The sequence below is a fragment of the Streptomyces katrae genome, assembly GCF_002028425.1.
Taxonomy (GTDB): Bacteria; Actinomycetota; Actinomycetes; order Streptomycetales; family Streptomycetaceae; genus Streptomyces; species Streptomyces katrae_A.
Window position 1 is genome coordinate 163,862 of the sequence record NZ_CP020042.1, and the last position, 12,973, is coordinate 176,834.

The following is a 12,973-nucleotide window of genomic DNA, read 5'->3' on the forward strand; positions in this document are numbered from 1 at the left end:
GTCAGCCGTGGAAGCCGATCCGGGGACGGTTGCGGGAGCTCCGCTTGCCGCGCAGGAACCGGGGCAGACGCCGGTCGAGCCGCGGGCGGCGGCTGCTGCCGTCCGCCACCAGGGCGGCGGGATGCACGGCCACCAGCCCCGCGCGGAAGCGCCCGTCTTCGAGGCGCCCCGCGACCGCCGCCTCCAGGGCCTCCCGCAGGGGACCTTCCCGCAGCATCGCGCCGGGGCCGAGGAGACTCTCGACCACGGCCAGGGCACCGGCCACGTCGCCATGGCCGAGCCGCTCGCGGACCGCGGGCAGTGCCTCGGGGCTGCGGTGGACGGAGTCGACGGCCCGCAGACAGGGCAAGCCCGGACCGCCGAGCGCCATGAGCAGTTCCTCGCGGGCCAGTTGGGCCGGTTCGTGGTCGACGGCCGTCAGCACCCCGTCCCGCAGCGCGATCCGGTGGACCTCCCCGAGACATTCGACGCGGTGCGGGTCCGCGCCTACGGAGGCGGCCGGCCCGGGCTCGGGCACCGGGCCGCGTACGGGCGGCCGTACGGAACCCGACGCCGGCAGCGCGGCCGCGACCAGCGGGTGCAACCGGTCGGCCGAGAGCAGGCCGGCCCGGAGCAGTTCGAGGTCGGGCAGCGGCCTCGCCGCGGCATCCGGCAGCACCGGCAGCGCCGCCGCCGCCTGCGCCGACAGCGCCTCGCGCACCGGCCGCAGCACCGGCGCGTGGCCGTCGTCGGGAGCGACGAGCTCGAAGACACCACGGCCGCGCGCGCCGAAGCGTACGGTGAACGCCCCGCGAGGGCCGTGGCCGTCGGCACGCAGCAGCAGCTCGGCCTCGGCGGCCCAGTGCTTCGGCAGCCGTGAGGGCCCGGGCCCGTGATCCTCCGGATCGCGGGATTCCGGCCCGTACGGTGGGGTCTCCCCGGCCCAGCACCTGCGCGCGAGCTCGGCGCTGCGCGTGCCGTCCCAGAGGTGGCGGTGCAGGTCGAGCCGGAAGCGCCGGTCGGGGTGGGGATGGGGGTGGGGCGGGGGCGCCCCGTCCCGGGACCCCTCCCAGAGCGCCAGGGACATTCGCTGGCCCGCGTCCGCCCAGGCGGGCGGCGTGCGCACCACGAGCCGGGGTGCGGCCGGGCCGTCGGCCCCGTAGCGGGCCAGACAGACGGTGAGGCCAGGCCGCAGACGCCCGTCCGGGGCCGTCCGGGGCATGTGCCAGCGCAGCAGATCGGGCGCCAGACGGCGCAGATCGGCCCGTAGGCGGGAGGCGAGGTCGGTGCCGTGGCGGTCGCGCACGGCGCGCAGATCGAGATCGACGTCGATCCGGGCGGCGGCGCAGGCCCCCGCCCAGTCACCGACGGCGCGGCGCACCGTCGCGTTCTCGATCATGGACGGTGGCACGGCGTACTCGCGTACGCGTTGCCACATGAGCAGGCGGGCAGGAATCGGTTCCGCGAAGTGAGATGCCATCAGCACTCACCTTGCGCGGAAGATTCCCCCAATCCGGTAGAGGAGTAGATCTTCATCGGCGGCATCATAAGCAGGTCCCGGATGACCTGTCACCGGGGTTTCGGATCCGGCGGGCCGGAAGTGGCGGTCTCCCGGGGCGGAACGGTTGCCGGCGGGCGACGGAGCGGCATCGTGCACCGTGCGGGTTCAGATGTGCCGGTCCGGCGCGCAGAAGGCCGGTTCGCTCACCGAGCTGTCCTCCGCCCTGGCCGTGTCCGGGTACAGGTTGGGCCCGCCGGGCACGGCCGCTCCGTTCAGGCCGAAACGGAGGCCCAGGTCGTGCCGCGGAGAGGCGCTTGGCCTGCACTCCACCGGCAGGCTCACCCTGCAGGGCGTCGGTGCCGCCCTCGCCGGGGCGGTCGCCCGGTACGTCGCGCCGGACACCGCGACGGCCGTCATGGCCGCGACGTCGGTCGCGGTCACCCTCCTGCCGGCGCCCGGACTGCGCGGGGAGCCGGCAGCCGTCCCGGAACAACCGGCTGCAACGGGCCGGGTCGAACGCCACGGCCCAGCGGGCGCTGCCGAGACATAATCCGGCGTTTCATAGGTGGTCTGTTCAACGGCTGAGTCGATCCCTTGCTCCGCTCGCGCAAGCAACGGTAAGCCGGCCTGGCGGTCTGCCCTTGGTCCCCACCGCCCCCGGTAGCCGAAGCCCAGACACACTCCCACGGGCCGGCAGAGATCCATCATCGATGCGGACACCCGCCTGGTTGTCGCCTCGGCCCGGCCGACGCCGGGGAACTGGGACGACGCTCACGTCTGGCGGGAGTCGGACGTGACGGCCGCGGCGGCCGGGACGACAGTGATCGCGGACGGCGCCTACCTCGGTACCGGGCTGATCATCCCGCACCGCAAACGTGCCGGACGGCCTCTCCTGCGCGGCCAGGAGGAGGACGATGCCGAACACCGACGGGTCCGGGCCCGCGTCGGGCACACCTTCGCCCGCATGAAGAACTGGCAGAGCCTCCGCGACTGCCGCCAGAGGGAGGACGGCTTCCACCACGCCGTCGCCACCATGCACAACCTGGCCATGGCACGGTGAGACAGCAGGTCAACCACCACTCAGGCTTGCCCAAGACCGACCTTCTGCAAGATTCCTTAACCAGGCGACCCCCGCCGGCTGCTCCCGCAAGGCAGTCGGGCGCTGGTCAGATCGTGACCGGGCCGTGGGCGGTGGCGAACTCGACCGAGACCAGGCCCGGTTCCTCATCCTCGACCCAGGTGACGTCGATCTGGTCGAGGGGGTGGTCGGCCGGTTCGCCCAGGAATTCGGCGATGGAGGCGGCGTCGCCGGCGATGGAGACCCCGTGGATGGTGGTGGAGGTGCGCGGGTCGGCACTCGGGCGCTCCTCGATGGGAACCAACCACTGAAGGAAGTACGGCAGTTGCGGGTCCTCCATCAGTTCCAGCAGGCCGATCTGCTTCCACCTCAGGTCGAATCCGTCGGGGCGGACGCGGTGGCCCTCGGCCGAGGTGCGACCGAGGCGGGCCTCGACCGGGGCGATGTCGTCGACGGAGACCACCCAACCGAGCCAGCCGCCACCCTCGGCGGCGCGGCGCGCGACCGCCTGGCCGAAGGGTGCGCGGTCGGCGGCGGGGTGGTCGAGTGTGGTGACGACCTCGACGTAGGTGCCGCCGCTCAGCGGAAGAATGAAATTGCGGGTGCCGAATCGCGGGTGCACGCCCCCGTCGACGAATCCGGCGCCGAGGGCCGATCCGATCCACTGGACGGTCGAGACGAAGCTGTCGCGGGCCACCGCATAGGACACGTGATCAAGTCGCACTGCGGCATCATCACCCGACAACCCGCACAAATCCCGACGCCACGCCAGCCGTCCCGGCCACATCCGCCGTGGATTCAGCCGTGGAGCGGATCGATCATCGTCATCCCGGCGGGGAGGCCCGGTCGAAGCCAGGCAGCAGCGCTGCCGCCTCGTCGAGGCCCGAACCGCTCGATCAGCCGCTGCGGGACGAGCGCTGCCGCCACAGGATTTCGATCCGGCATGCAGCACCATGCGCACCGCACTTCCAAGAGACAGGCTCTAGTAGTGCTTTGTTAGCCGGTCTTGTCACGTCGGGTGTCTGGTAGTTCGCTGGCTGTATGAGGGCTGGGGAGCTTGCGGCGGTGCGGGTCCGGTTGGAGGAGTTCACTTCCGAGGTGTTCGCGCCGTTGGTGCGGCGGGACTGGCTGGAGAAGAGCCAGCTGTATCTGCGGGGTCTACTGCTGGACGGTCGCAGGAAGTCAATGCAGCCGATGGCCGAGCGGCTCGGGGTGGACCATCAACGGTTGCAGCAGTTCATGACGTCCTCGACCTGGCCGGTCGAGGACGTGCGGGCCGGGCTGGCGTGGCGGGCCGTGCAGGCGGTGCGGCCGCAGGTGGGGCTTCGGTCGCACCCGGCCGCTGCCCGGGGACACGGCGGCGCAGGGTGACAAGGTGTGGGCCGAGCTCCCGGGCCCGCGCCGCGTCCCGCACGGCCTGCCACTGGTAGTGGGCACGGTCCACGGCGGCCTCGGCCTCCGGGGCGTCCGGGGCCCGGTGGCGGGCGAGCCGGGCGTCGACCGCTGCCATCCACGGCGCGCAGCTGCCCGCCGCATCGCCGGCGACATGAGCGAGGTCCGCACGCACCTCCAGGCAGTGGATCGCGGGGGGATCCCGGGCCGTGCGTCTGCACCGCCCAGCCCTCCCATCGCGCGGCGAGCGACGCCGCCTGGTCGTGGTGTCCCGCGCGCAGCGGCGAGGATCGCGGGCAACGGGTCGTCGGTGCCGGTGGCAACCTGTGCTGTGTGTGCCGGGGTGGGAGCCGGCGTGGCGTCCATGGCGAGGAGCAGTGCCTCGTCGTGGCTGACTTGGGCGGCGGCCTTCGCGTGGAGCTCTGCCAGTGCCGGGGCCAGACCGCTTCGCCAGATGCCGGCCATGGCCTGCAGGTAGGCGGGGGCTGCGACCCGGCAGTAGCGCGGTCCCGGATGCAGTCGTCGTCTCGCCTGTGATCACATCAGCACCGTACGCCGTCGACGCGCCGGGCTGACGCCTACGAAGCCCTGCTCCGGCCGCCGCAGGTGGCAAAGGCATCGCGCCGGGCGGTACCTCACTGCCGTGTCACATGTCTGGGACCTGAGGGGTAGCAGGCTGGGGGATGCGGGGTTCCTCAGGTGCGGCGCTCTCGGCGGCCCAGGGGTAGCAGCAGGCCTTCCGAAGACAGGGAAACCGTCGGGTCGTCGCCATCGGCAGCCGGAGCCGGAGCCGGGGTGCTAACGGCGTTAGCACCCTTGACGGTCTGGGGCTGCTTGCGCTGCTTGGTCTGGGCCCGCTTCTGCAGAGCTTCGTCAGGCAGCCTCCTGCTGGTGTGCCGGCGGCTGCCTGAGGTTCCGCTCGATGTCCCTCTGAAGGGACTGCGGCGTTTGTTATCCGCTTGGGACGACTAGCCGGTAGCCCACGCCGTGTACAGCCTCGATTAGCGTCGGCGTAGGCAGCTTGAGGCGCAGGGACGCCACCAACGTCTCCAGGGGGCGTCCGGTTCCCTCCCAGCTGGTGCGCCACACTTCGCTGATGATCTGCTCCCGGCGGAGCGCGACGCCCGGACTCTGGGCGAGCAGGGCCAGGAGGTCAAACTCTTTGCGGGTCAGGTGGACATTCGAACCGTCCACACTGACCTGCCGGGTGGACAGTTCAATGAGCATGGACCCGAGGTGCAGCGTCGTCTCACTGCCCTCGGAGGCGTCCCCGTGGGCGGTGGGCTGGCTTATGGCGGCTGGCTGTGTGACTGCACGGATCCGGGCTAGCAACTCCCCGATGTCATAGGGCTTGGCGATGTAATCGTCGATACCGAAGCTGAGGGCATCGCTGCGGGAGCGGATGTCGGAGCGGGGGGTAGCCACAAGTACCGATGCTCTGGTGTGCCGGCGGATCTCGCTGAGGATCTCGGAGCCGTCTTCGTCTAGCAGGTCCAGATCGAGAAGGACGGCTTCGTAGCCGTTGCCCTCGGGGACGGGCACCTGGAGGATCTCATCGAGGCGTACGTGCGTGACGTGGATTCCGTGCCGGGCGAGGACAGCGGACAGTGCGGCTGCGGCATAGTCGTCGTCGCTGACCATCAGCAGGCCGAGCCCGTCGGGCCCATTCGCCTGTGCCGACAGTTCTTCTCCCGCGAGTCGGGCCTGCAGGCATGTGAGCCGGTACTGGGTGGTGTCTCCTTCGGCCCACAGCTCGTTCACGGCGTGCGCCGCGTCATGGAGGCGGTCGTCTACGCTCACTGGTCGCCTCCCTCCCTCTCACCGAGCAGTAGCTTGAGGGTTTTGCGCGCGAGGTGCAGGTGCGTTTTCACCGAGCCCGTGGAGATGTTCATGATCTCGGCGATCTCGCCGAGGGGCAGGTCGTGCTGGCATTGAAGCGCGATGGCGACGGCTTGCTGTCGGGGGAGTTTGCGTACGGCATTCAAGATGGCCAGCCGGTCATCCCAGAGGGCGAAGGCGTCTTTGTCCCCTGCCGGTAGGCGGTCGGGGAGTTGGGACGGATCAGTGCTGACGCCTGCCCGGCGGCGGGCCTCTTGCGCGTCGCACAGGCGTTGCCCAGCAACTTTGAACAGCCAGGCGCGAGGCTGAGGATGATCCGTGACCTTCTCCCAGTACCGAAAAGCGCTGATCATGGTCTCCTGTGCCGCATCGTCGATCACGGAGAGGTCTCCTTCAAGCCAGATGAGATACCTCCGGACCTGTGGTTCCCAATGAGTGAAGAACCGAGAGAAGTCCTCGGATCCTGGCCTCACGCGCCGCCCTCCTGCGTATGCCGACTACCGACTCTGGCTCTCGCTCGTCGTCGCACCCCTGCCGGCAGCGCGGCGCACTTTCCTGCGGCTCTCCATTCCATCTGCAGGAACGACAGACTCCCGACGAGCAACGAGGACCATCTGCATCGTGGCCCGACGCTCACGTTCGAGCCCTGCGGCTACCCTGCCCCGGGCCAGCTCGTGCAGCACGTCCCAGTGGTTCGCGCTCCCGACCCGCGAACGCAAGACGACCCCTGCCAAAGCGATCGCCGCCGGGATCAGAACGGCCAGCACGTCAGCGTTCATCAGTGCACAACCCCCGTCTGCCTCATTCCGTGGCTGTGTACCACCGGACTGCCCACTACAGGGTTCGAGCGGCAAAAAGGTTGAACGGCCGAGGAGGCAGTTCCTCTGCCGGGGTGCTAGGGCCTGTGTGATGTCGTGATCAGTTGCTGGGTTCTGCCCTCTTCGTGGAGCGGAACCCGGTAGGACTGTGGCCGTGACGCGTAGGCAACTGACCGATGCCCAGTGGAAGTTCATCGAGCCGTACCTGCCGATCGGCAGGTACGGACCGTACCCCGAGCGACTGCGGGAACAGTTCGAAGGGGTGATCTGGCGGTTCCGGTCCAGTGCCCAGTGGCGGGAGATGCCCGCTGAGTTCGGGCCCTGGGCCACCGTCTACGGGCGCTTCCGCGTCTGGCGGGACGCCGGCGTCTTCTCCGCCCTGCTGGAAGGCCTGATCGCCGCAGCGGCCCGCACCGGGAGAACGGACTTGTCGCTGGTCAGCGTGGACTCCACCACGGTCCGCGCCCACCACGACGCCGCCGGGATGCGTATCGGCGAGGACCTCATGGAGGCCCTGGAAGAGGCTGCGCGCGAGCAGGAGGAGGCCCGGAAAAAAGGGGCGGACCGGAGGAACAGAACGGACAGGCCGAGCGCCGGCGCGTCCGGCTCAGACGCAAGCTCCGCATGAAGGAAGCCCTGCTCGGCAGGTCCCGCGGTGGACTGACGACCAAGATTCATCTCGCCGCGGACCGGCAATGCCGTCCGCTCGCGTTCGTCCTGACCGTCGGACAGGCCGCCGACAGCCCTCAGTTCATCCCTGTGCTGGGCAAGGTGCGGGTCCGGCTGCCCGTCGGCCGCCCCCGCACCAGACCCGGCGCGGTCGCCGCGGACAAGGCCTACTCATCCCGCGGCAACCGCACCTACCTGCGCAAACGCAACATCAAGGCAGTCATCCCGGAGAAGAAGGACCAGGCCGCCAACCGGAAGAAGAAGGGCGCAAGGGGCGGCCGGCCCGTCAGCCACGACGCCGGCCTCTACAAAGAGCGGAACACCGTCGAACGCCTGATCAACAAGCTGAAGGCCTGGCGAGGCATCGCCACCCGCTACGACAAGGCGCCCCAGAGCTACCTCGCCGGCCTCCACCTCCGCGCCACAATGATCTGGATCGACGACCTCCTGAAGACCGCCGACTGATCACAACATCACACAGGCCCTAGAGCCGCTGACAGGACAGGCGTGCGACGCGGCTCATGCCGACAGATGGAGGTGCCGTCTGGCGGGCCAGGCCCGGGCTAGGAAGCGGCGACGCGTGCACTCGGCTTCTCACCGTTCTGTGATTGCTGTGCGCGCTCTGCGACACAGCTGGCCAGGCCTTCGAGTACGTGGGGTGAGGGCGACCCCTTTCGCCGCCATACGTGATTTCGACGAAGACCGTACCGACGGCCAGATCAGTCCGTAGGGTTGATCCATCCATTGATGTGAAGGCGGCGCTCATGTCGCCGACGGGCTGGAGCGACGTCGCAGGCCAGTCCACGGGGCCCAGTCTTGACTCGTATAGCGCCTTGGCCCCGTCTGATGTCTCCATCGGCGCGACCTTTACCTTGGCTCCGGTGGTGCCTCCCGGGCCGATCAGCTGGGTTGAGACCGTGTAGCGGAACCCGCAGATCGCGCCGTCGCACGGGTCGTCATTTACGGATACCTTGGGCGTTCCCCCGACGGACCACCCGGATGGCAGGTCCGCGACTCCCGGGACGATCAGCGTTCCCAGATCCTGGGGCACCACAGCCACGGCTTTCTTCCCATCAGGCGGTGCACCACCCGACGACCCGCCGCACCCCATTAACGCGACAGCCAGCGTCCCACACGCGACCGCCTGCCCAAACCGCACCCAAGGCGCACTGACGGCCACCCCGAACCCCCTCTTGGAACACCACACGACAGTTCGATGCCAAGCACTCCAGCTTGGCGGCAACCACCGGGCACGCCAACCCCGCCAGGTCCGCTGGTCTTCAGCGCCTGGTGGACGCCAGCAGCCGCGGCCGGCCGCCGCTTGCGGCCCCGCACCCTCTTCGCCGGGTCCCGGCCGGTCGTCGTGGCGGGGACCCCGGCTGCCGCGTGGGCACTCTGGGTGCCCAGGACCACCAGGGTCCGGTCCTCTAATCGGCGGGCTCGTTCACGGACCTGGCAGCGCAGGAGTTCGTGGATGACCTGGTCGGTGCCTTCGTCCCGCCAGGCGGCGAAGTAGTAGTACGTCGCGCTCTTTGGCGGCAGATCGTGCGGGAGGTGGACCCACTGGCAGCGCGTCCGGCCCTGGTAGAGGATCGCGTTGACGATCTCCCGCATCGCGTAGGCGCCCTTGTGGCCGCTGACCGAGCGGTGCGGGTCCTTCCACGCGGTGATCACCGGCTCGATCAGAGCCCGCTGCGCGTCGGATGAGTCGCTTGGGTAGGGCTTGCGTTCACTCACATCATCACACCAGCAGACGAGCGGCTGCGGACCAGCGGATTCCGCCCCGCATCCACACCATCAGGCGACGAACCGCTGTGGTTTCCACCCGCGCGAGAACCTGAAGTTGCGGACGTCCCCGGGCCGGGCCCGGCAACGTACACGGTGGTGGGCAGGCAGGCAGGCGGCCGCGCAGGCCGCGACGGCGAGGGCGTCGCCCAGCGGGCTGCGCAGGGTGGGCTCGCCCCCGCGGGCGACGTCCACGAGGCCGAGCCGGTCAGCCCCGCACCAGCGGGTGGCCCCCGCGATCTGGCGGGCCAGGCCGCGCGTGCGCCGTACGGGTCCAGCAGCCCGGGCTACGGCCGCAGTGCGCCGGACGGCCGCGGAAGCAGGGAGCCGGCCGGGGCGACGGGCACGGGCGCCCGGGTCACCAAGGCGACGTCCGGCGCGGCCGGTTGCCAAGCTCCCGCGGGGAATCACTGCTGGCAGCGTCCGAAGTCCACGACGTAGGTGCCGGTGCTGGACGACGATGCGCCGGCCGGGTCCGCCGCCCCGGGCAGGGCCGCCGCGCCGAAGTCGCGCAGGGACGGCTTGAGGATGATGGCGCGGTGGCCGGGGCTGTTCATCCACCAGTTGACGGCGGCCTGCGGGGTTCCCGAACCGCCCCAGCCGGTGTACGTGATCTCGCTGAACTCCCACGACCGGGGGTTCGTGCAGTATGCGGCCGCCTGGATGCGGCTCTGCGGTGTCGAGCCGGTCTGGGGGTTGCGGTGGGAGTCCTTGCCCGACCCCCACCACTTCAGCTGCACGGATGCGGCGGCATGCTGCTGGGCCGCGTTGGTCAGCGGCTGGTTGACGGTGAGGGCGGGCAGCCCGCGCTGTGTGCGCTGCGCGTTGATCAGGCAGATCACGGCAGCCCTCGTCTGGGCTTCCGTGCCCGCGGTCGGCGCCCGGTTGACAGCGGCCGGGTCACAGCCCGCGGCTGGTGCCGCAGCCGGGGCGACGGCCCGCTGCCCGTTGATATTGCCTGCCGCGGCGTACCGGCACACCAGAATCCAGCCCGTACTGCCCGCCACGGGCACGCCCTCTTTCACCCCGCAACCGACTGTCGTGGTCGCTGACGCGGGAGACATCCATATCATCTGGGAGTAATGACCCCACGCACGGTAATTGGTGCCCGCGGATGCACTGCTGTTGATCGGGGCATTGTTGTCGGCGTCGAATTTGGACTTCTCCGCCGTCCAGCTGAAACTCACGGAGGGGTCCAGTGCCATCAGCGGCCGCGCCGGGCCAGGGAAGGCATTGAAAAGATTCTCACCCTCGTTGCCGTTGGTGTCACGGCTGCTGTGGTGCAGTCCGCCGCCCTGGCTGGATGCAGGGTCATCGGCCCAGGCCTGCGCGTCACAGGCAAGCTTGGGGCTCCATGCGACAGAAACCACGGAGGAGCCGGGGCTGTACTTCTGGACGGCTGCCCGGCGCGCGTCGTTGTGGATACGGACGATCTCGGCAGCGTCGGCGGCGGATATCCGTGAGCCCGTTCCGGGCGGGGCGTTGGACGAGGGACAGGTGGGAGATTTCTCCTCGGAGGCAGGGGCCGGAGCGGCGCGCGCGTGGGGGGAGGCTGCTGATACCGGGCCCATTACGGAAAGGCCGCACACGAGCGCAGCCGCGGTTGTGAAAGTCTTTGATTTCATGGAACACCCCGAATACGGGTAAGGGTTTCCCCTGCGGGCGAAAATGCCGAGGTGCCGTATTCTGCACGCCCGGTCCGACCGCACGTGGATGAAGTCGGCGGGGAGGTCTCCGTACGCCGGACGATGAAATCATCGTCGCCCATTCGGCGCAGATCCACCCGCCCGGCCATAGGCCGATTACTCCACTCAGGTGAATGCGACGCCTGTGGTTGCGATCAGCGTTCCCGCCTCGACAGCTACCGCCACAGGGCCCCCAGCAGCCCGTGCCCAGGAGCAGCACGTTGTACGTGATGCCGCGCCCGCCCCACTGGTACCCGATGGGTCAGATCCAGGCCGCCACCGCCATCAGCACGGCGTTCAACAGCACGAACGGGATCCAGGTCGGGGCAGCTCCCCACCGGGGACGCAGCGCCGTTCCGCCGCAACTGTGGATGTCGTTCCACGGCAGGGCCCTCCCCGCCCAGACCAGCACGAAGCGCAGCCCACGGCACGGAACAGCAGGGCCGGGAGGGGAGGGGCTTCTCCCTGAGCGGAGCCGGGGCGGCAGGGTCGGGAGCAAGGGCCGTTTCCGGACGCGGGGCGGTGCGATGTCCCCTTCCGTCGCCAGGGCGGGGCCGGCTCGTGGGCAGTGGCCGGGGCTGGTGTCCGGGCCACCCACGTCCTGACCAGCACCGTCGACGTCTTCGGCGCCGCCCACTGGCTGCTTGCCGACCGCGCTCCGCAGCCCGGCGGCGATGTCCTGTCCTTCGACGCGCTGGGCCGCGAGACCTCGTCCTTCTCCGTCGGGGACGCCATCGAGCACCTGCTCGTAGACGAGGCCGGCCATATCTGGGACGGACACTTCGACGAGAACCCTGGGTGTCAGCCAGCCTGAGCTGGGCTTTAGCTTCGGCGCATGATTCCTGCGCGGCCTCCGAAGACGATCACGGGCCACCGCGATGGGGCGATCCATGCGTACGTCACGAACTCCAACGCGCCGGGGAAGCTGGAGCCCTCGTGGTGTTCGGCCCGCGGCCCGGAGACCAGTCGTGGAGTCGGCGGTCTGGCCCGACCTGGAGCGCGTCGTGTACACGACGCTGAACGACGTCGTCTGCCTCACACGCGCCGGTGACCTGGTGTGGACATCGACTTTCGAGCCGCACTCGGACCAGCCTCATGGCCACAGGCCTGGCTGTGCGCTGTCCCTGGACGGCCGGAACGTGTGGGTCTACCGGCCGGACGCGATGGCAGGACGCGGGGGTGTAGCCCAGTGGGTCGTGCACGACGCCGACAGCGGGGCAACCCGCCTCCCCCGCACGGGGGAGACCGGTGCATCCTCCGGACCGACGATCCGGGACGCTCCGGTGCGGAAGCTGGTCCCATGACCGAGACGACGAAGACGAAGACGAAGGCGGAGCCGGGGGCGGACGCGGCCCCGAGGAGCGCGGCCGGCGCCGGGGCCGCGGCGGCCCGGCGGGACACCGCCCGCCCGGTGCCGCGCTGGGCCGAGAGGTCCGCCCGTGCGATCCCGCTGCTGATGCTGCCCGTGTGCCTGTGGCGGATGCCGTTCGCCTTCCACTTCCCGATGGGGCTGCGGGACGACGGGCCCTTCCCGGACTCCCTCTGGCTCAGCGTCCCGTACATCTTCGGACTCAGCATCCTGTCGGAGCTCGCCGCGCTGAGCTGCTTCGCCCTGGTGCGCGGCTGGGGCGAGGTGGTGCCGGACCGCGTCCCGCTGCTCGGCGGCCGACCGATCCGTCCGGCCGTGGTGCTCGTCCCGGCGGCACTCGCATCGCTGGGCGCGCTCGCCCTGCTCGCCGACTGGGTCCTCGGCACGTTCGGCCTCGCGGGCGTGCCCGCACCGAAGTTCGCGAACGGGGGGTGGGCGCTGCTCGCGGCCGTGACCAGCGGCCTGTTCGTCCTGTGGGGGCCGTTGCTGACCGCCCTGACCTGGCAGTACTACGTCCGTCGCTGTCGGCCCTGAATGCGTGCGCCCCGCCACGGGCGGGGCGGGGGCGGCAAGTGCTGTGACCGGGAAGGTTCGCCGGGTTGGGTGGTCAGGCCGCGGCCGGCAGGGGTCTGCCGCCCCAGCGGGCACCTTTCTCGCTTCGGATGCGGGCACGTTCGCGTCGCTGGGCGGCCAGGACGTCCGGGCCGGGTGTGCTTGTTGCGCCAGCACAGGCAGGCTTGCAGGGCCCTGGTCTGGACCGTGTGGTTGGGGTGGTTGGAATTGGCCGGGGTGAACTGCCGCAGGGGCCCGAAGCGGGGCCACGATGGGGTTCGCCCAGTGCCTTCGGAGGTCCATCGG

Annotated in this window: 9 protein-coding genes and 5 pseudogenes; 5 read left to right on the forward strand and 9 right to left on the reverse strand. The window is 70.3% G+C overall.

Going from position 1 to position 12,973, the window contains the following annotated elements; all coding sequences use genetic code 11:
• Position 1: 1 nt before the first annotated feature.
• Together B4U46_RS00900 and B4U46_RS40215 are read right to left on the reverse strand one after the other, a co-directional pair.
• Positions 2-1,459, reverse strand: a complete 1,458-nt coding sequence (locus B4U46_RS00900) for a hypothetical protein (protein WP_079431473.1) — start codon at positions 1,457-1,459, stop codon at positions 2-4.
• 186 nt (positions 1,460-1,645) lie between these two features.
• Positions 1,646-1,921, reverse strand: a complete 276-nt coding sequence (locus B4U46_RS40215; RefSeq protein ID WP_159402046.1) for a hypothetical protein — start codon at positions 1,919-1,921, stop codon at positions 1,646-1,648.
• A gap of 262 nt (positions 1,922-2,183) precedes the next feature.
• On the opposite strand from B4U46_RS40215, the pseudogene B4U46_RS00910 reads away from it, so the two are divergent.
• Positions 2,184-2,540 (forward strand): annotated as a pseudogene (locus B4U46_RS00910) (transposase family protein); the annotation flags it as partial.
• Positions 2,541-2,646: 106 nt separating this feature from the next.
• Here the strand turns inward: B4U46_RS00910 and B4U46_RS00915 are convergent.
• Positions 2,647-3,282, reverse strand: a complete 636-nt coding sequence (locus B4U46_RS00915) for a VOC family protein (RefSeq protein WP_079423173.1) — start codon at positions 3,280-3,282, stop codon at positions 2,647-2,649.
• Between the two features lie 317 nt (positions 3,283-3,599).
• On the opposite strand from B4U46_RS00915, the pseudogene B4U46_RS39835 reads away from it, so the two are divergent.
• Positions 3,600-3,878 (forward strand): annotated as a pseudogene (locus tag B4U46_RS39835) (transposase); the annotation flags it as partial.
• A gap of 1,023 nt (positions 3,879-4,901) precedes the next feature.
• On the opposite strand, the gene B4U46_RS00925 reads toward B4U46_RS39835, so the two are convergent.
• A complete protein-coding gene (locus B4U46_RS00925; RefSeq protein WP_079431474.1) occupies positions 4,902-5,591 on the reverse strand; it encodes a response regulator transcription factor in 690 nt (229 codons plus the stop codon).
• 155 nt (positions 5,592-5,746) lie between these two features.
• On the reverse strand, positions 5,747-6,262 hold the full coding sequence (locus B4U46_RS00930) for an RNA polymerase sigma factor (protein WP_079423177.1): 516 nt from the start codon (positions 6,260-6,262) through the stop codon (positions 5,747-5,749).
• A gap of 499 nt (positions 6,263-6,761) precedes the next feature.
• Here B4U46_RS00930 and B4U46_RS00940 point away from each other — a divergent pair.
• A pseudogene (locus B4U46_RS00940) lies at positions 6,762-7,741 on the forward strand (IS5 family transposase).
• 852 nt (positions 7,742-8,593) lie between these two features.
• Here the strand turns inward: B4U46_RS00940 and B4U46_RS00945 are convergent.
• From B4U46_RS00945 to B4U46_RS00950, 3 genes and pseudogenes are all read right to left on the reverse strand, one after another.
• A pseudogene (locus B4U46_RS00945) lies at positions 8,594-9,013 on the reverse strand (transposase); the annotation flags it as partial.
• Between the two features lie 60 nt (positions 9,014-9,073).
• Positions 9,074-9,256 (reverse strand): hypothetical protein, encoded by a 183-nt coding sequence (locus tag B4U46_RS40220; RefSeq protein ID WP_311736959.1) that lies wholly within the window; start codon positions 9,254-9,256, stop codon positions 9,074-9,076.
• A gap of 212 nt (positions 9,257-9,468) precedes the next feature.
• Complete coding sequence (locus B4U46_RS00950; RefSeq protein ID WP_123995959.1) at positions 9,469-10,686, reverse strand: CAP domain-containing protein; 1,218 nt, start codon at positions 10,684-10,686, stop codon at positions 9,469-9,471.
• A 628-nt stretch (positions 10,687-11,314) separates the two neighbouring features.
• On the opposite strand from B4U46_RS00950, the gene B4U46_RS00955 reads away from it, so the two are divergent.
• Together B4U46_RS00955 and B4U46_RS00965 are read left to right on the forward strand one after the other, a co-directional pair.
• The gene (locus B4U46_RS00955) at positions 11,315-11,560 is read left to right on the forward strand and encodes a hypothetical protein (protein WP_237292477.1); all 246 of its coding nucleotides are present in this window, start codon (positions 11,315-11,317) and stop codon (positions 11,558-11,560) included.
• Positions 11,561-12,046: 486 nt separating this feature from the next.
• On the forward strand, positions 12,047-12,649 hold the full coding sequence (locus tag B4U46_RS00965; RefSeq protein ID WP_079423181.1) for a hypothetical protein: 603 nt from the start codon (positions 12,047-12,049) through the stop codon (positions 12,647-12,649).
• A gap of 73 nt (positions 12,650-12,722) precedes the next feature.
• On the opposite strand, the pseudogene B4U46_RS38675 reads toward B4U46_RS00965, so the two are convergent.
• Positions 12,723-12,952, reverse strand: a pseudogene (locus B4U46_RS38675) (IS630 family transposase); the annotation flags it as partial.
• Positions 12,953-12,973 lie beyond the last annotated feature (21 nt).